Source organism: Leucobacter chromiireducens (assembly GCF_003917135.1).
Taxonomy (GTDB): Bacteria; Actinomycetota; Actinomycetes; order Actinomycetales; family Microbacteriaceae; genus Leucobacter; species Leucobacter chromiireducens_A.
In genome coordinates this window covers 13532-32371 of record NZ_RPDI01000031.1, presented here as the reverse complement: position 1 = coordinate 32371, position 18840 = coordinate 13532, and the positions used below count along the sequence as shown (strand labels likewise).

General features: G+C 70.0%; 18 protein-coding genes and 1 pseudogene. 14 read left to right on the top strand and 5 right to left on the bottom strand.

Translation table 11 applies throughout. The features are described from left to right. Positions 1–192 (bottom strand): annotated as a pseudogene (locus EGM46_RS12585) (hypothetical protein); the annotation flags it as partial. Between the two features lie 108 nt (positions 193–300). On the opposite strand from EGM46_RS12585, the gene EGM46_RS12580 reads away from it, so the two are divergent. Then, positions 301–861 (top strand): pyridoxine/pyridoxamine 5'-phosphate oxidase, encoded by a 561-nt coding sequence (locus tag EGM46_RS12580; RefSeq protein ID WP_125100486.1) that lies wholly within the window; start codon positions 301–303, stop codon positions 859–861. Between the two features lie 6 nt (positions 862–867). On the opposite strand, the gene EGM46_RS12575 is transcribed toward EGM46_RS12580, so the two are convergent. Next, a complete protein-coding gene (locus tag EGM46_RS12575; protein WP_125100492.1) occupies positions 868–1719 on the bottom strand; it encodes an endo alpha-1,4 polygalactosaminidase in 852 nt (283 codons plus the stop codon). Between the two features lie 64 nt (positions 1720–1783). On the opposite strand from EGM46_RS12575, the gene EGM46_RS12570 reads away from it, so the two are divergent. The 12 genes from EGM46_RS12570 to EGM46_RS12515 all read left to right on the top strand — a co-directional run bounded on the left by EGM46_RS12570 (position 1784) and on the right by EGM46_RS12515 (position 14644). Next, complete coding sequence (locus EGM46_RS12570; protein WP_125100485.1) at positions 1784–2722, top strand: 2-hydroxyacid dehydrogenase; 939 nt, start codon at positions 1784–1786, stop codon at positions 2720–2722. Positions 2723–2887: 165 nt separating this feature from the next. Beyond that, entirely contained in the window at positions 2888–4396 is a 1509-nt protein-coding gene (locus tag EGM46_RS12565) for an APC family permease (protein WP_125100484.1), read from the top strand. 200 nt (positions 4397–4596) lie between these two features. Beyond that, entirely contained in the window at positions 4597–5973 is a 1377-nt protein-coding gene (locus EGM46_RS12560; RefSeq protein ID WP_125100483.1) for an NAD-dependent succinate-semialdehyde dehydrogenase, read from the top strand. 401 nt (positions 5974–6374) lie between these two features. Then, positions 6375–7859, top strand: coding sequence for an NlpC/P60 family protein (locus EGM46_RS12555; protein WP_125100482.1), 1485 nt, complete (start codon positions 6375–6377; stop codon positions 7857–7859). Positions 7860–7982: 123 nt separating this feature from the next. Continuing rightward, positions 7983–9368, top strand: coding sequence for a glycine--tRNA ligase (locus EGM46_RS12550; RefSeq protein WP_125100481.1), 1386 nt, complete (start codon positions 7983–7985; stop codon positions 9366–9368). Positions 9369–9498: 130 nt separating this feature from the next. Next, positions 9499–10668: a CPBP family intramembrane glutamic endopeptidase gene (locus tag EGM46_RS12545; protein WP_125100480.1), complete on the top strand. Its 1170-nt coding sequence runs from the start codon at positions 9499–9501 to the stop codon at positions 10666–10668. Continuing rightward, positions 10665–12029 carry a hypothetical protein gene (locus tag EGM46_RS12540; RefSeq protein ID WP_125100479.1) on the top strand — a complete coding sequence of 455 codons (1365 nt, stop codon included), beginning with the start codon at positions 10665–10667 and terminating at the stop codon, positions 12027–12029. Before EGM46_RS12545 ends, EGM46_RS12540 begins: the two co-directional genes overlap by 4 nt. Positions 12030–12124: 95 nt before the next feature. After that, complete coding sequence (locus EGM46_RS15010) at positions 12125–12445, top strand: YtxH domain-containing protein (protein WP_241156328.1); 321 nt, start codon at positions 12125–12127, stop codon at positions 12443–12445. After that, a complete protein-coding gene (locus EGM46_RS12530; RefSeq protein WP_125100478.1) occupies positions 12442–12969 on the top strand; it encodes a phage holin family protein in 528 nt (175 codons plus the stop codon). Before EGM46_RS15010 ends, EGM46_RS12530 begins: the two co-directional genes overlap by 4 nt. After that, positions 12966–13226, top strand: a complete 261-nt coding sequence (locus tag EGM46_RS12525) for a DUF3618 domain-containing protein (RefSeq protein ID WP_125100477.1) — start codon at positions 12966–12968, stop codon at positions 13224–13226. The genes EGM46_RS12530 and EGM46_RS12525 overlap by 4 nt, the downstream gene beginning before the upstream one ends. A 200-nt stretch (positions 13227–13426) precedes the next feature. Next, a complete protein-coding gene (locus EGM46_RS12520) occupies positions 13427–14218 on the top strand; it encodes a uroporphyrinogen-III synthase (protein ID WP_125100476.1) in 792 nt (263 codons plus the stop codon). Positions 14219–14221: 3 nt separating this feature from the next. Then, positions 14222–14644: a hypothetical protein gene (locus tag EGM46_RS12515; protein WP_125100475.1), complete on the top strand. Its 423-nt coding sequence runs from the start codon at positions 14222–14224 to the stop codon at positions 14642–14644. Positions 14645–14740: 96 nt separating this feature from the next. On the opposite strand, the gene EGM46_RS12510 is transcribed toward EGM46_RS12515, so the two are convergent. The 3 genes from EGM46_RS12510 to EGM46_RS12500 all read right to left on the bottom strand — a co-directional run bounded on the left by EGM46_RS12510 (position 14741) and on the right by EGM46_RS12500 (position 17073). Further along, on the bottom strand, positions 14741–15316 hold the full coding sequence (locus tag EGM46_RS12510; RefSeq protein WP_241156326.1) for a nitroreductase family protein: 576 nt from the start codon (positions 15314–15316) through the stop codon (positions 14741–14743). A 105-nt stretch (positions 15317–15421) separates the two neighbouring features. Further along, positions 15422–16345 (bottom strand): AEC family transporter, encoded by a 924-nt coding sequence (locus EGM46_RS12505; RefSeq protein ID WP_125100474.1) that lies wholly within the window; start codon positions 16343–16345, stop codon positions 15422–15424. After that, positions 16345–17073 (bottom strand): TetR/AcrR family transcriptional regulator, encoded by a 729-nt coding sequence (locus EGM46_RS12500; RefSeq protein ID WP_125100473.1) that lies wholly within the window; start codon positions 17071–17073, stop codon positions 16345–16347. Before EGM46_RS12500 ends, EGM46_RS12505 begins: the two co-directional genes overlap by 1 nt. 113 nt (positions 17074–17186) lie before the next feature. Here EGM46_RS12500 and EGM46_RS12495 point away from each other — a divergent pair, with 113 nt between their 5' ends. Next, positions 17187–18824 (top strand): amidohydrolase, encoded by a 1638-nt coding sequence (locus tag EGM46_RS12495; RefSeq protein ID WP_241156325.1) that lies wholly within the window; start codon positions 17187–17189, stop codon positions 18822–18824. The last annotated feature ends 16 nt before the right edge of the window (positions 18825–18840 follow it).

Genomic DNA, 18840 nt, shown 5'->3' with positions numbered 1-18840 from the left:
TACACCACTACCGGGGACTTGACCGAACTCGGGAACGACCTCGTGTGGATTGAACACGTCGTAACCGAGAACGAGGGAAATGAACGGCATCACGAATGCGTTCTTCGTTGCCTCCTCAGTCTCGATCGACTCTCGCTGCTGGTCGAGTTTCGCCGCGAGGCTGTTGAGCCGCTCTTTGATCTCAGCTGACATGCAACGCTCCCTTTTGTATGCAATGAGTTAGCTCGATCATAGTCATGATCAATCAATGTGCAGGGGAGGCGCAGGAAGCGCGACCCGTGACAGGCGTACCCTGAACGCATGAGCGATCTCGAAGCCCGCCTCCGCGCCCTGCCCGCCTTCCCGACGCCCCTGCCCGTGCTCGATCCCGGGGCGGTGCCCGCGGAGCCGGACGCGCTGTTCCGCGACTGGCTCAGCGCCGCGATCGACAGCGGCGAACGGCAGCCACACGCGATGGCGTTCGCCACAGTGCGCGCCGACGGGAAGCCGGTTCCCCGCACCCTGATCCTCAAAGACCTCGACGACGCCGGGTACCACTTCTCCACCCACCGCACCTCGCGCAAGGGCGTCGAGCTCGCGGCGGACCCGCGCTGCTCGATGCTGTTCTTCTGGCGGGAGTCCGGGCGACAGGTGCGCGTCACCGGCGTCGCGGTCGCGCTCGACGACGAGATCTCGCAGCGCGACTGGGCCGGCCGGCCGAGCTACACCGGGTCGCCGAACCCGGACTGGCAGCGCTACGCCCTGCGGCCCACCGAGTTCGAGTTCATGCAGGCGCGCGAGGACCGACAGCACACGCGGGTCGAGTACACGCGCGGCGACGCCGGGTGGGCGCACGCGGTGGTCACCACGCCGGCTGGCTGAGCGCCGCTACCGCGCCTGGCAGGTCTCGAACACGTGCTCGGGGGAGCCGGGCACCGTGAGGTCGCGGTCCCGCAGCACCAGCGAGCGCGGCGCCGCGGGGTCGGCGCACATCTCCGCGAACGGGCGCGGCAGCTCGTCCGTGTACTCAATGTCGATCACGTGGTCGCCGTACTGCTCGGTGAACCGGCCGCACTCCGCAAACGCCAGGCACTCCTCGGTCACGGCAAAGTCAAAACCAGCTTGGGATCGCATCAGCTCGGCGTCGTCCGCGGCGTTCTTCTGCCCCGCGGCGAGGCCGGCGGCGTGCGCGGTCGCGACGAACGCGGCGGCGAGCTCCACGGCGTCGGCGCGGCTGAGCGCTCCCGCCGAGCGGGTGTACGTGTCGAGGTTGTCGAACTCGACGGCGTCGTAGCCGGCCTCCGCGCACTCCTCGATCCACGGGGCCACCCGCTCGTGGATGGCCGCACGCGTCGCCGCCGTGCGGGTGTCGAGCAGCACCTCGTCCGGCCAGGCCGGATCCCGCACCGCTTCGCCCGAGGCATCGTGCAGCAGGGTCTCGGCCGGCCAGTCGGCGAGCTCGCCCGGCTGCGTCTGGAAGCCGTTCACGTAGCAGATCGAGTAGATCCCCGGTGCCGGGGCTGCGCTCCGATCCCGCGCGACGATGGTGACCCCGGGCGCGGGTTCCGAGGCCCCGCCCAACTGGTAGTCGGGGGTGCCGCCAGCGGGCGGGAGCTGGATCTGCGCCGAGGGCGTCCCCGATCCGGCGTCCGCTCCGCTGCCCGTTGCGCACCCCGCGAGCAGCAGCACAGCGGCGAGGCCGCAGGCGAGCGGGGCGGGCAGCGCGCGTCGAAATCCCATCACGACTCCAGTATCGCGGAACACGCACGCGGGCACGCCCACGCCGGGGCGATACACTCGGGGCATGAGTGACCTGGTCGTCTCCCTGCCCGCCGAAGGCCTGCGCGAAGCCATGGGGGAGGTGCCTGGCGTCGAGTTCGTCGAGTGGGATCTCGCCGGACCGGCCCCGCGCGAGCGCTTCGACATCGTGGTGCCACCGTACTGGGGCGGCGCGCGACAGCTCGCCGCGCTCGCCGCGGTGGAGGCGCGTCTCGTGCAGTGGCAGTCGATCGGGTACAACGGGGTCGCGAAGCACCTGCCAGCGGGGATGCCGCTCGCGAACGCCGCGACGGTGCACGAGGCGTCGACGGCCGAGCTGGCGCTCGCGCTGACCCTCGCCGCGCAGCGCGGGATCCCGGAGTTCGTGCGCGCCGGCGACGAGCAGCGCTGGGAGCTGCGCTCGTTCCCGAGCCTCGCGGATCGGCGCGTGCTGATCGTCGGCTACGGCGGTGTCTCGAAGGCGATCGAGGCGCGGCTCGCGGGCTTCGAGACGCACATCACCCGGCTGGCGCGCACGGCGCGCGAGGATCAGAATCTCGCCGGCGAGGCCGTGCGGGTGCGCGGCTTCGACGAGCTCGGCGACGCGCTCGCCGAGGCCGACATCGTGCTCATCGCGGTGCCGCTCACCGACGAGACCCGCGGCATGTTCGGCCGTGCCGAGCTCGCACGCATGCCGGACGGCGCCCTGCTCGTGAACGTGGCGCGCGGTCCCGTGGTCGACACGGACGCGCTCGTCGCTGAGTTGCAGGCCGGCCGCCTGCGCGCGGCGCTCGACGTCACCGATCCTGAGCCGCTTCCCGCCGGCCATCCGCTGTGGGAGTGCCGTGGCACGCTCATCAGCCCGCACGTCGGCGGCGATTCCTCGGCGATGCTTCCGCGCATGGTTTCCCTGATCAAGCGCCAGATTGCGCATCTGCAGGCCGGCGAGACCCCCGAGAACCTCGTGCTGGGGGACTGGGCGTAGCTCCCGGAACACGGGGCGAGCGCGCAACGGGAAGCGTGCACAGCGCGCACGCTGCAGCGCTGTGCAGAAGCGCTTTTTCGCAGATGGCGGCGTGGGTCTATGCTCACTCCAGCGGGGACACTTCCGTCCCCCAGGATCAGTGTCGATCCGAAAGGAACACAGCGCATGTCCGCAACCCCACCCACCGGCCATCTCGCCGACGATGAGCACCTCGCGGTCCTCGGCTACGACGGGAAATTCGATCGCTCCATGAGCCTGTGGGCGAACTTCGCCCTCGGCTTCACCTACCTCTCGCCGCTCGTCGGCGTCTACTCGCTCTTCGCGACCGCGCTCGCGACGGGCGGCCCGCCCTCGATCTGGTGGATCGTGATCGTCGCGTGCGGCCAGATGCTCGTCGCTCTCGTGTTCGGCGAGGTCGTGTCGCAGTACCCGATCCACGGCGGCATCTACCCCTGGGCCAGGCGCCTGTGGGGCCGCCGATACGCCTGGCTCGCCGCCTGGGTGTACATCTGGGCGATGATCGTCACGATCACCGCCGTCGCGGAGTTCGGCGCCGGCTTCATCACGAGCCTGTTCGGGATCACGCTCACCCCGGAGTCGACGCTCTTCACCGGGCTCGGCCTGCTGCTCGTCGCGCTGCTCATCAACTTCTCCGGCACGAAGTGGCTCGCGCGCATCGCCCGGATCGGGCTCTTCGCGGAGCTGATCGGCGTGATTGGCCTGGGGCTCTACCTGCTGCTGTTCCAGCGCAAGCACTCGTTCGGGGTGTTCTTCGACACGATGGGCACCGAGGGCGACGGCTCGTACCTGCCGGTGTTCCTCGCCTCGGCGATCGCCGGCCTCTTCCTCTTCTATGGCTTCGAGGCCTGCGGCGACGTTGCCGAGGAGGTGTCGGATCCCGCGCGTCGCATCCCGCGCGCGATGCTCATGACGATCGTCGTCGGCGCGGTCTCCGCGCTGTTCTCGTTCGCCGGCTACGTGCTGGCCGCCCCCAACCTCGAGGCGATCGTTGCCGGTGAGGAGGGGGACCCGATCCCCGCGATCCTCGAGGCGACGCTCGGCACGATCGGTGCGAAGGTGTTCCTTATCGTCGCCGTGCTCGCGTTCATCTCCTGCGTGCTGAGCCTGCAGGCCGCCGCGTCCCGTCTGCTCTACTCGTTCGCGCGCGACGGCATGCTGCCGGGGCACCGGTGGCTGTCGCAGGTCTCCGAGCGGAGCAAGGTGCCGACGAACGCGCTGATCGTGGCCTGCACGGTGCCGGCGCTCATCTGCGTGCTGATCTACTTCAACGAGGGGATCCTGGTGCCCGTCACGTCGTTCGCGATCCTCGGCATCTACGTCTCCTTCCACATGGTCGTGTTCGCGTCGCTGAAGCAGCGCTTCCAGGGCTGGCGCCCCGCCGGCCCCTTCTCGCTCGGCGGCTTCGGCATCGTAGTGAATGTGCTGGCGCTCGCGTACGGCGTCTTCGCGATGATCCTGCTCGCGAAGCCGGGGGAGACGGGCAGCTTCTTCGCCGACTACGTGGTGCTGATCGGGCTCGGCGTCGTGCTCGTCTCCGGCCTGCTGTACCTCTTCATTGCGCGCCCGGATCGCCTCTCCACGGCGCCAGCCGGCGACGCGAAGCACGTGGCAGACGAGATCCGCCGCCGCACGGGCAAGGTCACGGTGCGATAGCAGCTGATCGGGATCGCGGCCGCGCGCCGTGCTCCGCCACGAAGGCCCGGGCCGGGCGCACGCACCGGCCCGGGCTTTGTGCTGCCTGGGTGTTGCGGGAGTTTCTGCCGCTGGGGTCGAAATCCCCCGGTCGGGAGTGCGACGATAGGGGGACAGCCGCAGACTATGCGCGCTGAACACTAGACAGGAAACGATAAATAATGGCGAAGTATCGAGTTCAGAACCCAGCGACGGGCGAGATTGTCGAGACCTTCGAATCGGCAACCGACGCGCAGATCGAGCAGAAGCTTGCTGCCGCCGACGCCGTCTACCGCGAGTGGCGTGAGCGGAGCGTGCAGGAGCGCGCCGCCGTTGTGAAGCGGGTGGCCGAGCTCTTCGAGGAGCGCAAGGACGAGCTGGCGCGCCTCATCGCGCTCGAGATGGGCAAGTCGCTCGCCGAGTCGATCGACGAGGTCGAGTTCGCGCGCGACATCATCGAGTACTACGCGGTCTATGGCCCAGGCCTCATCACCGACGTTGAGATCCCGAGCACGATCCCCGGGAAGGCGCTCATCGAGCAGCGGCCCATCGGCGCCCTGCTCGGCGTCATGCCGTGGAACTTCCCGTACTACCAGGTGGCACGCTTCGCCGCGCCGAACCTGGTGCTCGGCAACACGATCATCCTGAAGCACGCGGACATTTGCGCGCGCTCGGCGCTCACGATCCAGGAGATCATGGAGGAGGCGGGCGTCCCGGTCGGCGGCTACCAGAACGTGTTCGCCTCGCACGACCAGATCGCCACGATGATCGCGGATCCGCGCGTGCAGGGAGTCTCGCTCACCGGCTCGGAGCGCGCTGGCGCGATCATCGGCGCGCAGGCCGGCACGCACCTGAAGAAGTGCGTGCTCGAGCTCGGCGGCATCGACCCGATGGTCGTGCTCGACAGCGACGACGTCGCCGCCGTTGCTGCCGAGGCGTGGAACTTCCGCACCTACAACGGCGGCCAGGTCTGCAACTCGAACAAGCGTCTCATCGTGATGGACGACATCTACGACGAGTTCGTCGCCGAGCTCGTGAAGCTCGCTGATGGCCTGGTGCCGGGGGACCAGCTGGCGCTCGCGGACGGCGAGTACGCGCCGCTCTCCACCCGCACGGCGGCCGAGACCGTGCACGCGCAGGTGCAGCAGGCCGTGGCCGAGGGGGCGACGCTCCTCGCTGGCGGCGTGCTCTCCGAGGGCCCTGGCGCCTACTACTCGCCTGCGGTGCTCACCGGGGTGCCGCGCGAGGCGCCGTCGTACGGCGAGGAGATCTTCGGGCCGGTCGCCACCGTATATAAGGTGTCGAGCGACGAGGAAGCGCTTGAGCTCGCGAACGACTGCGCGCTCGGCCTCGGCGGTTCGGTGTTCTCGACCGACGAGGCGCGCGCCACCCGCGTCGCCTCGCGCCTCGAGGTGGGGATGGCGCACGTCAACACGATCGCGGCTGAGGCGGCCGAGCTGCCCTTCGGCGGCGTGAAGCGCTCCGGCTTCGGCCGCGAGATGGGCCCGGTGGGGATCGGCGAGTTCGCCAACCGCCGACTCTTCTTCACCGCGAAGTAGTCCGCGCACCGCGCTCACGGGGGCGAAAACGGTCTGAGTAGTCGACCGTTTTCGCCCCCATTTTTGCGATCGGCGTCTGCGTGCTGCGGCCGCAGCGGCCGCGTTCTGGGCGCTTTTTCGGGCCCAGCCAGAAAAATTATTACGGGAAGATAACGGGCCGGGATCCCAATCACCGTAAGGATTTCGCGCTATATTCTCGATGCCGCATTGACATCTCGTGTTGGTACTTCGCGCGTTTCTCTGTCTAACATGGTCCGCGGCGCTCTTCGGGGCCCTGTCCCTGTTGTCAAGGTCACGAGGTATGTTTGCGGTTCCAAAAGGCGGTTGTCGGCCTGTTCGTCGGTGCGTTGGTCCTCGGACCCGCGTCGGGTGCGTTTGCTGCGGAGGATCCGGCCACGGCTGTGAGCCCGGTCGGAGCGCAGGCGCTGGAGCAGGAGGTCACCTCCCTCGAGATCGCTGCCGACACCCCGGAGGCGGCGGACGCCCCGGCCGGTGACGCGGCCCAGCCGGCACCGGAGCCAGCGGCCGAGACCGAGCTTCCCGCCGAGGAGCCGGCCGTCGAGCCGGCACCCGAGTCTGACGGCGAGGAGGTTACCCCAAGCGAGGAGCCGGCCCCCGAGACCGAGGCGCCGGCCGAGCCCGAGGGCGACACCGAGGCTGAGCCGCTCGCGGTGGCCGAGGTATCCGGCACGGTGACGGTGCGCGACGCGTCGCAGCGTGCGGTCAAAGCCGCAACCGCCGTGGGCACGAAGCTCACCGCGACGAGCGATGTGCAGGCCCCCGAGGGGCTCGAGGTCGACACCGCGGTCGAGTGGTACGTGGACGGCGCGCTCGTTCCGAGCACCGCGGTCACCACGGCAGGTCAGTTCACGACCAGGACCCAGGATCTTGGCCGCGCGGTCACCGCGCGCGCCGTCACGACGTGGGCGGCCGGCGAGGAGTTCGCTGCGGGAAGCGCGACGCTGAACTCGGCGCCGACCGTCGTCAAGCAGCAGGCAAAGGTGTCTGCGGCGACGAAGGTGTCCGGCACGCCGAAGGTGGGCAACAAGCTCACCGCGAGCACCACGAAGCTCAGCAAGCCGGCCGGCTTCAGCCTGAAGCGCGAGACCTTCACGTGGTACGCGAACGGCAAGAAGGTGTCGACCGGCAAGACGTACACGGTGCGCGCGGGTGACTACAAGAAGCGCATCACCGCGAAGTCGTCGCTCACGTGGAACGAGAGCAAGACGCTGTTCGCCGGCTCCGTGAACGCGAAGACCTCGGCCTCGACCGCGAAGGTCGCGAAGCAGACCGCCAAGGTCTCGACGAAGATCTCGGTCAGCGGGCACGCGAAGCCCGGCTCGCGCCTCGTCGCCAAGGGCAGCGTCTCGAAGCCCAAGGACCTGAAGGTCACGGGCAGCTACCGGTGGTGGGTCAGCGGCCGGTACATCGGCGGCGGCTCGGTGCTGAAGATTACCCCGAGCATGGTGGGCAAGAAGATCACGGTCAGCTACACCGCGAAGTGGGGCAACAGCAAGTACGCCTCGAGCTCGAAGTCGGCGTCGAAGAGCTACCGCGGCTTCACCGACCGGCCGGGGAAGATGGTGCGGAGCGCGCGCGCCCAGCTCGGCGCCTACCAGGACTGCACGGCCCTCATCGAGCGCGCGCTGCGCTCCAGCGGCGTCAAGGCCGGGGATCTCGGCACGCGCACCGGTGAGTACACCGCACTGGGCGGCAAGCGCGTGAGCGCGCCCCAGCCGGGTGACGTCTTCATCTGGGAGGGCCGCCACGTGGCGATGTACATCGGCAACGGGAAGGCTGTGCACAGCGGCTTCGCCGGGAACCAGACCGTCATCGCGAGCGCGTACATCGAGGGCAGCCCCAGCGCGATCGTTCGATTCGTCTAGCGAGCGGCGCCCGTCCCAGCGAGCCCCGGGCCGCCTGGCGTGTGATCGCGGGTAGACTGGGATGATGCCGGCTCCGGCCGGATTCCCAAGATCCCCGCTTGCACCTTGGAGTGACACACGAACATGGCTGAACAGTCCCGCCTTGATAAGGTCATCGCCCTCGCCCGCCACCGCGGCTTCGTCTTCCAGGCGGGTGAGATCTATGGCGGATCTCGCTCCGCGTGGGACTACGGCCCCCTCGGCACGGCGCTGAAGGAGAACATCAAGCGCCAGTGGTGGAAGACCATGGTGCAGAAGCGCGATGACGTTGTCGGCATCGACTCGAGCGTCATCCTCCCGAAGCAGGTGTGGGAGGCCTCCGGGCACGTCGAGGTCTTCAGCGATCCGCTCGTCGAGTGCCTCCAGTGCCACAAGCGCTACCGCGAGGACCACCTCATCGAGGAGTTCGAGGAGAAGAAGGGCCGCGCGCCCGAGGGCGGGCTCGACGAGATCGTCTGCGTCAACTGCGGCACCCGCGGCCAGTGGACCGAGCCGCGCGCGTTCTCCGGCCTGCTGAAGACTTATCTCGGCCCGGTCGACGACGAGGCCGGCATGCACTACCTCCGCCCCGAGACGGCGCAGGGTATCTTCGTGAACTTCGCGAACGTGCTCCAGGCGGCACGCATGAAGCCCCCGTTCGGCATCGGCCAGATCGGCAAGAGCTTCCGCAACGAGATCACGCCGGGCAACTTCATCTTCCGCACCCGCGAGTTCGAGCAGATGGAGATGGAGTTCTTCGTCGAGCCGGGCACCGACGAGGAGTGGCAGGAATACTGGATGGCCGAGCGCATGCGCTGGTACACCGACCTCGGCATTGACGCAGACAACCTCCGCTTCTACGAGCACCCGCAGGAGAAGCTCTCGCACTACTCGAAGCGCACCGCGGACATCGAGTACCGCTTCGGCTTCACCGGCAGCGAGTGGGGCGAGCTCGAGGGCATCGCGAACCGCACGAACTTCGACCTTTCGACGCACTCGGAGCACTCCGGCAAGGACCTGAGCTTCTTCGACCAGACGAAGAACGAGCGCTACACCCCGTACGTCATCGAGCCGGCGGCCGGCCTCACGCGCTCGCTGATGGCGTTCCTCGTCGACGCGTACCGCGAGGAGGAGGTGCCGAACGCCAAGGGCGGCACTGACAAGCGCACCCTGCTCGCGCTCGATCCGCGCCTCGCGCCCGTCAAGGTGGCTGTGCTGCCGCTCAGCCGCAACGAGGCGCTCTCGCCGGCAGCGCGCGAGATCGCGCAGGAGCTCCGAGACGACTGGAACGTGGACTTCGACGACTCGGGCGCGATCGGCCGCCGCTACCGCCGCCAGGACGAGATCGGCACGCCGTTCTGCGTCACCGTCGACTTCGACTCGCTCGAGGACAACGCGGTGACCGTGCGCGAGCGCGACACGATGCAGCAGGAGCGCGTGCCGCGCGCCGAGCTGCACGCCTACCTCGCGGCGCGCCTCCGCGGCGCCTAAGCACGGAGCCAACGCGCGCAGCCCCCAACCGGCCGGTTGGGGGCTGCGCGCGTTTCGGCGGGTGCGTGGCCCACGCCTGCGTTCCGGGATTTCCCCGAGCGCCCAGGGGAGAAGTGGGAGAATGGGAGGCATGACGAGCACCGGACCGGAGCATCCCTCCCAGCCGCACCCCGCCGAGCCCGCGCCCGGCGCGCAGCCAGCGCCCGAGTGGCAGCAGGCGGCGGAGGTTCCCGGGCAGCCGGCCCAGCCGCAGTACGCGTGGGCGCAGCCGGCGGTGCAGCTGCAGACCGTGGAGACTGAGCCGCTCGAGTACCACCGCCTGCTGCGCGGGGTGCAGGGCTACACCTGGTGGAAGCCGCTCCTCCTCCTGCTGCTCTCCGGGGTCTACTTCGGCGTGCTCACCGTGCTCATCACCTTCATCTTCATCCCGATCGGGATGGTGTTCGACCCGAGCTACTTCACCGATGTCGCCACCGGCGCCGCTGAGATCATCGACACGCAGCGCCCGGTGTCCGTCGCGCTCAGCATGGTGTCGATCATCATCATGATCCCTGCGGTGCTCCTCGCGATGCTCTCGCTCGGGACCCGCCCGGTCGGCCGGGTCTGGTCGGTTGCTGCGCGCATGCGCTGGGGGTTGCTCGGCAAGCTGTTCGGCGCGGCGGTGCTCGCCGTTATCGCAATGAACCTGGTGGGCATGGGCGTGGAGATCCTCCTGGACCCCACGATCGTCTCAACGCCGGCGGCGGGGGAGACGCCGGAGTTCAACGCCACTGCAGCGCTGTGGTCGCTCGCGCTGATCATCGTGCTCGTGCCGTTCCAGGCGACGGCTGAGGAAGTGGTGTTCCGTGGGCTGTTCATGCAGGTGCTTGGCGCATGGCTGAAGAATCCGTGGTTCGCGATCCTGATCCCCACCGTCGGCTTCGCGCTCGCGCACATCTATGATTTCTGGGGCCTGGCGGCGGTGGGGCTCATGGGCGGCGTCGCCGCGTGGCTGACCTGGCGCACCGGCGGCCTCGAGGCCGCAATCGCGATCCACGTCGTGAACAACCTGATCGCGTTCGGGCTCATGACGGCCGGCGTCGGCGGGTCCACCGCGCAGACGGCGGAGAGCGGCGGGCTGGGGAGCCTGATCGGCGAGATCGCCGGGCTGGGCCTGTTCATCTGGCTCACCCTCCGGGTCGTTTCGCGTGATCGCCACGGCCGCACCCGCATCGACCTCGTGCAGCGCGCCGTGCCGATTGCGCCGATGCCCGCCCCGCAGCCCGGCACCCCGCAGGGCTGGACGGGAGGCGCAGCGTGATCGACGTCTGCGTGGTGGGCGATGGCCTCGTCGAGCTCGCGGCGGCGCTCGAGTTCGCCGAGGTGGGGCTCAGCGTGCGCGTCGTGCCGGCGCCGGGCGCCGAGGCCGGTGCCGGCTGGCAGGAGTTGCTCGGCGACGAGGGCGGCGCGCTCGATCCCGAGGGGCACCTGCACGAGTTTCTCACGCACCTCGCGGCGCCGATCACGCCGGGCGATCCGGCCGAGCAGCGCGCGACCCCCCGCACGGTCGAGCCGACGCCGGTGCTCCTGCGCGGCGCGAAGCAGCGCTGGGTTCCCGCACCCCAACCGGCGGTGTGCGGCGTTCCCGCGGTGCCCATGGCCGCCGACACGATGGCGGTGCTCGGCTCCGCCGGGGCCATGCGCGCGGTGCTGGACCGGGTGCGGCCCGTGCTCACCATCGGGAAGACGCACTCGTTTGGCGAGCTCGTGCGCGCGCGCATGGGCGAGGCCGCGCTTGAGCGACTCGTCGAGCCGCTCGCGCGCGAGACGTACGGCGTGCACCCGAACCAGATCGACGCCGCGATCATTGCGCCTGGCCTGAACGAGGCGATGACGCGGGTCGGCACGCTCTCCGGCGCGGCGCTCGACACGGTGGAGCGCAGTGTTGCACGTGAAACTCGCGTGCTGCCGGACGCCGGCTGGGCCGGGCTTCGTGATGCGCTGCGCGCGCGCCTGGCGCTCTACCGGGTCGAGTTCGCTGACGCGGCTCCCACGCGCATCCGCGAGGCAGAAGACGGGTGGCTGGTGGAGACCCCGGCCGACGCTGAGCCGGGCGGGGAGGCGACGGCCGCGGGCGAGTTCACCGCACGCTCGATCGTGGTGGGGATCGACGCGCGCACCGCCGTCGACGCGATCCCCGAGCTCGCCGAGTTGCGGGTCGGGCACGTTCGCGCGGCTGGCGAACTGACCATCGACGACCCGGGCTTCCCCGCTGAGCTGCAGGGGAGCGCCGCGGTGCGGACGGTCACGCTGCAGGACGGAGCCGAGTGGAGCGTGCGGGCCGTCCGCGGTGCCGCAGGGTGGCTGGCGCGGGCGACCGGCCCAGCAGGTGAGCCCGAGCGCGCCGCGATGCCCAGCGTCGCCGCGCGCGCTCGCGAGGCGGTCGAGGCCGCCGGCTTCGTGCCGCGTGGCGCCGCGCACACATTGATGCCGTTTGCGCCATATGCAACGGTCGTGAGTCGCGATGCCGCAGCGGACCGCCTGGACGTGTGGTGCGCCGCGCGCTCCGAACTCCTGCCGGTGGGCGCCGGGCTCCACGGCGGCGCCATCGCGGCGGCACTCGCGGACGCCAGGGCACGCTCAGTGCGGCTGCGGCGGCACCTTGCCGGCATCGCAGACTGACCCAATTCTGCATATATGACGCAAACGGTATGCACGAGCCAGGGAAGCCGGAGTAGGCTTGCCAGGAACACCGGACGACTTCGGCTGGAGGCAGTATGAAGGGCAAGATCGCATTCGTTCTTGGAGCGACCGTCGGATACGTGCTGGGCACGCGCGCGGGCCGCGAACGCTACGAGCAGATCAAGCGCGGCGCGCAGTCGGTGTGGAACACCGAGCCGGTGCAGCGCGGCGTCGGCGTCGTGCGCGAGGCCGCGCAGGGCCGCGTTGACCAGCTCACCGCCACCGTGGTGCGCGCCGGGAAGGGCGCGTTCGCCGCGATGACCCGCGACACGAGCGCACCAAGCAGCCCAGCTTCGACCCCCTTTGCGGAGCAACCCGCACCGGATCACGCGGTGAAACCGGGTGGTGCGGAGTGAGCCGCAAGAAGGACCAGGCCGGCACGTTCGAGCTACTCTCGCGCCTGCCGCAGCAGGTCGTGGCACTCGCAAAGATCGAGTACGAGAACGCGAAGCACGAGGTCGCGTCCAAGGCGAAGAAGGCCGGCATCGGCGCCGGCGCGATCACGGTCGCGCTGTTCTTCGTCTTCTTCATGCTGCAGGCGCTCGTGATGGCCGCGGTCGCGGCGCTCGCTCTCGTCTGGCCGTGGTGGCTTGCGGCCCTCGCGGTTGCCGGCTTCCTGCTCCTCCTCGCAGCTGGCGCGGTGTTCGCCGGGATCGCGCTCATCAAGCGTGGCAACCCGGTCCCCGAGGAGACGCTCGGTCGGCTCGGAGACGACGCGTCGGCACTGGGCGAGGTGCGGTTCAATGCGACCTCGCCGATCCCCGAGCCCGGTGCGCCGCGGTCCGGATCCGGATCGGGGAGCGAGCGGAAGCCGGGCGCGAGCGGTCAGGGTGAGCAGTACCGGATGCCGCGCGTCGGCGAGGAAGGAAACTGGCGATGAGCGGTTGGAATCGTGAGCAGGGCGTTGCTGAGGCAGCGCAGGCGCGTACCGAACTCTACGACACCCTCTCGCAGCTGCAGGGCCGGCTGAACTACGCGCAGCGCATCGACGATTCGGTTGCCGACGCCAAGCGGCGCATCGCCGCGGAGAAGGAGCGGAACCCGCTCGGCTTCGCCGCCGGCATCGCGGGTATTGCGGTGGTGGCCGGGCTCGCGGTCTGGGGCATCGCTCGAGCGGTCTCGCGCCGGGTGCGCTGAGCCCCCGGGCTTCGGTCCCGCGCGGACTGGATCCGAGGTCACAGTTCCATTCCGTTCCCGATCAGCTCGGCCCTCATTTTGCTTCCGGGGCGAGTCGGGGTGAGAATAGGGGATATCGGTTTTCCGTGCGCGACCAGTTTGAAGGTCCGTCAGCGACTCAGTAGTTGGTCATTCGTATTGTCGTCAAGTGAGTGGGGTCTATGTCGTCAGAGGCAAAACCGCTCAGTGGGCTGCGGGTTCTTATTCCCCGCGGCGGCACCTGGGGGGATTTAGTTTCGAAGGCCCTGCGCGAGCAGGGCGCCCATACCGTCACCTCACCGCTCGTGGACTTTGCTCACACGAGTGAGGAAGAGAAGCTCGTCGAGGCGCTGAAGCGGCTCGAGGCCGGTGAGTTCGACTGGATGACGGCAACGAGCTCGACGGTTGCTGACGTACTGACCCACCACAACGCGGTGATCCCCGCTGAGACCAATGTCGCCATCGTCGGCGAAGCCACCGCGGTCGCGTTCCGCGACGCTGGCTACCACATCACGCGCACGCCGGAGGCGGAGAACAGCACGCACGCGCTCCTCGACGAGTGGTCGGAGGTCGACACTGGCGAGGTGCTCAAAGTGCTGACGCTGCGCTCCGACGTCGCGATCCCCGTGCTCACCGAGGGCCTCATCGATCGGGGCCACGACGTCACCCAGGTGCTCGCGTTCCGCACCGTCGGGGTGCCGGCGTCCGTGCATATTCGCGAGGACATCGAGTCCGGTCGCATCAACGCGCTCCTCGTCGCCTCGGCGAAGATCGCGCAGGAGGTCGCCGAGCAGTTCCCGAACCTGCCTGAGAACACCATCGTCGCGTGCGTCGGCGTCAACACGCTCGAGGAGGCCGCTGCGCTCGGTCTCCCCGCGGACGCCGACGATCCCGCCCACCCTGACTACGCGTTGAAGCGCGCGCTGATCGAGACCGTCGAGTCGGTCATCGACCAGAGCGACATGCTGGACTGAGCCATGGCGCGCGTTGAGGTGCACGAAGACCGGGTGGTGATCCGGCTCACCCGTGCGGAACGAGTGGCTGCGCTCCGGCGCAGGGACATCACGCTCGATCGTTCCGCCATCACCTCCGCGGTGATCACGGAGGATCCGTGGGTGTGGCTCCGCGGCGTGCGTGCTTCGGGCAGCCACGTGCCAGGGACGCTCGCGTCCGGGACCTGGCGCAGCTTCACCGGCCGCGATTTCGTGCTGGCGAGGAAGGGCCGCGACGCGGTGATCATCGACCTCGAGCCAGCGCCGGAGACCGCGGAGGATCGCGGCTGGGTTGGCGAGTTCGACGCGTTCTCCCGCGTGATCCTCTCGACCGTGCACGCGGCCGAGCTGGTGCGCGCGCTGCGCCTCGAAGACCTGCCTGGCGCCGTCACGCTCGACACCGAGTAGCCGGCGTTGCCGCCGGAGTTGCCGTCGGCGCTGCCGGCGGCGGCTCAGGTGGACCGGGGAGCCCGCCCCACCTGAGCGCTCGTGCGTGCGCGTCGGCTAGTCGCGCGCGATGAAGAGCTCCTCGAGCTCGATGCGCGTGCGGGGGGCCAGCTCGCGCTCGCGCAGCGGCTCGGGCAGCTGCTCGGCATCGCCGATCGCGCCGATCACCATCACCGACACCGGCTCGAAGCGGGCCTCGAGCCCGAAGGCCGCGCGAATCGCGTCGCGGTCGAAGCCGCCCATCTGGTGCACGTGGAAGCCCTCGGCGTGCGCCTGCACGGTGAGGTGCGCGACGGCCTGGCCCAGATCGTACTCGGCCCACGGCTGGGGCGCGCCCTCAGCGTTCGCCACCTCGGCGACGTTGACGACGAGCGCGCCAGCGCTGCCGGCCCACATGCGGTTGAAGCCGGCGAGCGTCTCCTCGATCGCGGCGAAGTGCTCGGTGCCGCGGCGGGCGAGGATGAAGCGCCAGGGCTGGGAGTTGTTGGCGCTCGGCGCCCAGCGGGCTGCCTCGAAGATGCCGCGCAGCGCCCCCTCGGGGAACGAGTGGTCGGCGTCGAAAGCGCGGGGGCTCCAGCGCTCGGCGAGGGTGTCGAGGACTGGGGCGCTGGTCTGTGCGGTGCGCGGGCTCACGTGATGGATCTCCTTGCGAGTTTGGGGGCGGTGTGGGCTGCGGCCACGCCGCATCCCGGACATCTGTAACGTCCCGCTCACCGGCGGTATTCCCCGCTGTGCGGCTCAGTTGCCGCCGAGCAGCCAGGCGATCCCCGCGATGACCGGGAGCGCGGTGAAGGTGGTGAGGAACACCGTGTCGCGCACCATGGTCTCGGCACGGCGATAGGTCGCCGCGTAGTTGTAGACGTTCTGCGCCGTCGGCAGCGCCGCGATGATGGTGGCGACGAAGACCTCGTGGGGGGACAGCCCGAACGCGGTCGCCAGCACCCACGCGATCGCCGGCATCGCGAGCACCTTCAGTCCGGACGCCGTGAACACCGCGGCGCGGCCGGTGCCCGGCTGCAGTGCGCGCTGGCCGCGGAGCGACATCCCGAAACTCAGCAGCACCATCGGGATCGCGGCGCCGCCGATCATCTCGACGGGCGCGAGCACGAGCTCGGGCACCGGCGCGCCGATTAGGGCGACGATGAGGCCAGCGATGGACGCGAGGATGATCGGGTTCGATGCCGCTCGGCCGAGCGCGACGAGCGCGCCGCGCTGGTTGCCGCGCGTCGTCTCCAGAATCGCGAGCACCGCCGGGGCGAACACGACGAGCTGCACGAGCAGGAGCGGGGCGACGTACGCGGCGTCGCCGAGGATGTACACGGCGACCGGGAGGCCAAGGTTGTTCGAGTTGACGTATCCGGAGCAGGTGGCGCCGAGGGTGGTTGCGGCGAGGTCACGGCGAAACCACAGGCGCGAGGCGAGGACGAAGAGGCCAGCGACGACGAGCGCCGACAGGCTCGTCACGAGGATCACCGGCGAGAAGATGATCTCGGGGTCGCTGTCGTGCAGCACCGCGAACAGCAGCGCCGGTGTTGCGACGAAGAAGGCGACGTTGTTGAGCACGCGCCGCTCCTCGCCGCGCACGACGCCGAACCGCGCTGCGAGGTACCCCGCCCCGATCACGCCGAGGATCAGCGCAAAGCCCTGCAAGACGCCGAGCATCAGTTCGACACGCTCCGCGCCGCATCGTGTGCGGTGGGCGCGGCTGGTTCGTCGCTCGCGGCGGCGTTGCCGCCCGCCGCGCGGATCCCTGCGATCAGCGCGGCGAGACCGAACTCGAAGGTCTCCTCGGCCGCGCTCCGCCCCTGCGCGTTCGCGTGCGCGCGCGCCGCGAGCTCGGCCGCGGTGAGCGCCGGCGCGATCCCGGCGTTGCTGGTGGGCCGCAGGTTGTCATCCGGCGCGAGGGAGTCGAGCGCGGAGCCGATGATGAACGACTCGATGGCGACGAGGGCCGGGACGATGCGGTGCTGCGGGTACCCGTCGCGACGCATCGCCGCGGCGATCCGCTCGTAGTCGACGATCGACTCGGGCTCGTCGGCGACCGGCAGGGTGGCGAGCGCGGCGATGATGCCAGGGTGCGCGCCGAAGGTGTCGCGGTACGCGCGGGCCCACGGCACGATCGCGGTGTGCCACGGCAGCGCGTCGAAGCCGTGATCGCCGATGCGTGCGGTCAGCTGCCCGCGCATACCGGCGATGAGCTCGTCTTTACCCGCGAAGTAGTGGTGGAGCGCGGAGGGGCGGACCTCGAGCCTGCGTGCGAGCGCGGCGAGCGTGAAGTCGGCACCGCGCACGTCCGCGAGCTCGAACGCGGCGGTGAGAATGCGCTCGTGCGAGAGCACCGCGGTGCGCGGTCGCCCGGCTGGCCTGCGTGCCTCAGGCACCGAAGTCATGGAACCCCTTTGTGCCGCGGTGTTTGCATTGCTTATTGAATCTGCGTAAATTGATGGTGCTCCGCGTCACTCTCGAGGATACGGGGTCTCATGACACCCCGGGGGAGGACGCCGTGCCGAGCAAGAGCGCCGAGCTGATCATTTCTGGTGCGCGCGTGCACACCATGACCGAGGGGGACGCCGTCCAGGCACCGCGCTCGATCGCCATCTCCGACGGGCGCATCCTCGGAGTCGGCGAGGAGCAGGAGATCGCCGACGCGTTCCGCGGCGCGAACACCCGCATCGACGACGCGCACGGTGCGACCATCACCCCGGGCCTCATCGACGCGCACCTCCACCCCATCCAGGGCGTCGAACTCTGCCAGGGCATCGACCTTGGCCGGATCCGCGACGTCGCCGGCCTGCGCGACGCGCTCGCCGCAGAGGCCGCTCGCGTGCGCCGCGAGACGAGCGACGGCTGGGTGCGCGCATGGAACCTCGACTACGCGGTGTTCGACGGCGCGCCACTCGCCGCCGCGCTGATCGACGACGCAGTCGGTGGCGTGCCGGCGATGCTCTTCTTCTTCGATTTCCACACCGCGCTCGCGAGCACTGAGGCGCTGCGCCGCGCGGGCATCACCGGCGCACGCGCGTTCGAGGACAGTTCCGAGATCATCGTCGACGGCGCGGGCGCCCCAACGGGAGAACTTCGCGAGGACAGCTCCTACCAGCCCATCCTCGCCATCGCCCCGAAACCGAGCCGCGACGAGACCCTCGAGGCCGCCCGCGCGACGTTCGCGCGGATGCGCCGCTCCGGGCTCACCGGCGGCACCATTATGGACGGCAACTCCGAGACGCTCGACCTGCTCGAGGCGCTCGACTCCACCGGCCTCGGCCTGCCCGTGCGCATCGTGAGCGCCATGGACGTGAAGCCCACTTACTCAGCCGAGGAGCGCGCGGTCATCGCCGCGCAGCGCGACCGGGCAGGGAACCGCTGGCGCGGCGGCGTCATCAAGCTCTACGCCGACGGCGTGATCGACACCGGCGCCGGCTGGCTCTACGAGTCGGACGCCGACGGCGATGGCCTGCACGGCTTCTGGCCGGACCAGGCCGACTTCGTCGCAGCGGTGCAGGAGTTCCACGCAGCGGGATTCCAGATCGCGACGCACGCGATCGGCGACCGGGCGGTCGGGGAGACCATCACCGCGTACGAGACCGTCGGCGGGCGCGCGCGCTCTGGCGTGCCCCACCGCATCGAACACCTCGAAACGCTCGACCCCCGCGACCTCGCCCGCCTCGCCGAGACCGGCATCACCGCCTCCCTCCAGATGCCGCACCTGCAGTGGCGGATCGCTGACGGCAGCGACGAGTGGGCGCGCCGGCTCGGGCCGGTGCGCGCCGCCCGGGCCTGGGCGGCGGGGAGCCTGCTGCGCGCCGGCGCACCCCTCGCGCTCGGCTCGGACTGGCCCATCGCCGACCTCGACGCGCGCGTCGGCCTCGCCTGGGCGATGCTGCGCCGCGCGCCAGGCGCGCGTGACGCCTTCGTCTACGAACCCGCCGAGCGGCTCACCGCCGCCGAGGCGCTGCACGGCTACACGCGCGGCGCTGCGCTCGCGCAGGGCGACGACGACCTGGGTGTGATCCGCCCCGGCGCGCGCGCCGACCTCGCCGTGTGGGCCGAGGATCCGCTCGAGACCTCAGGCGATGATCTCGCCGAACTCCCCGTGCTGGCCACCTACCTCGACGGCTTGCACACCTCTCACGAGGGCTAGCACCGCCCGCTCCCTC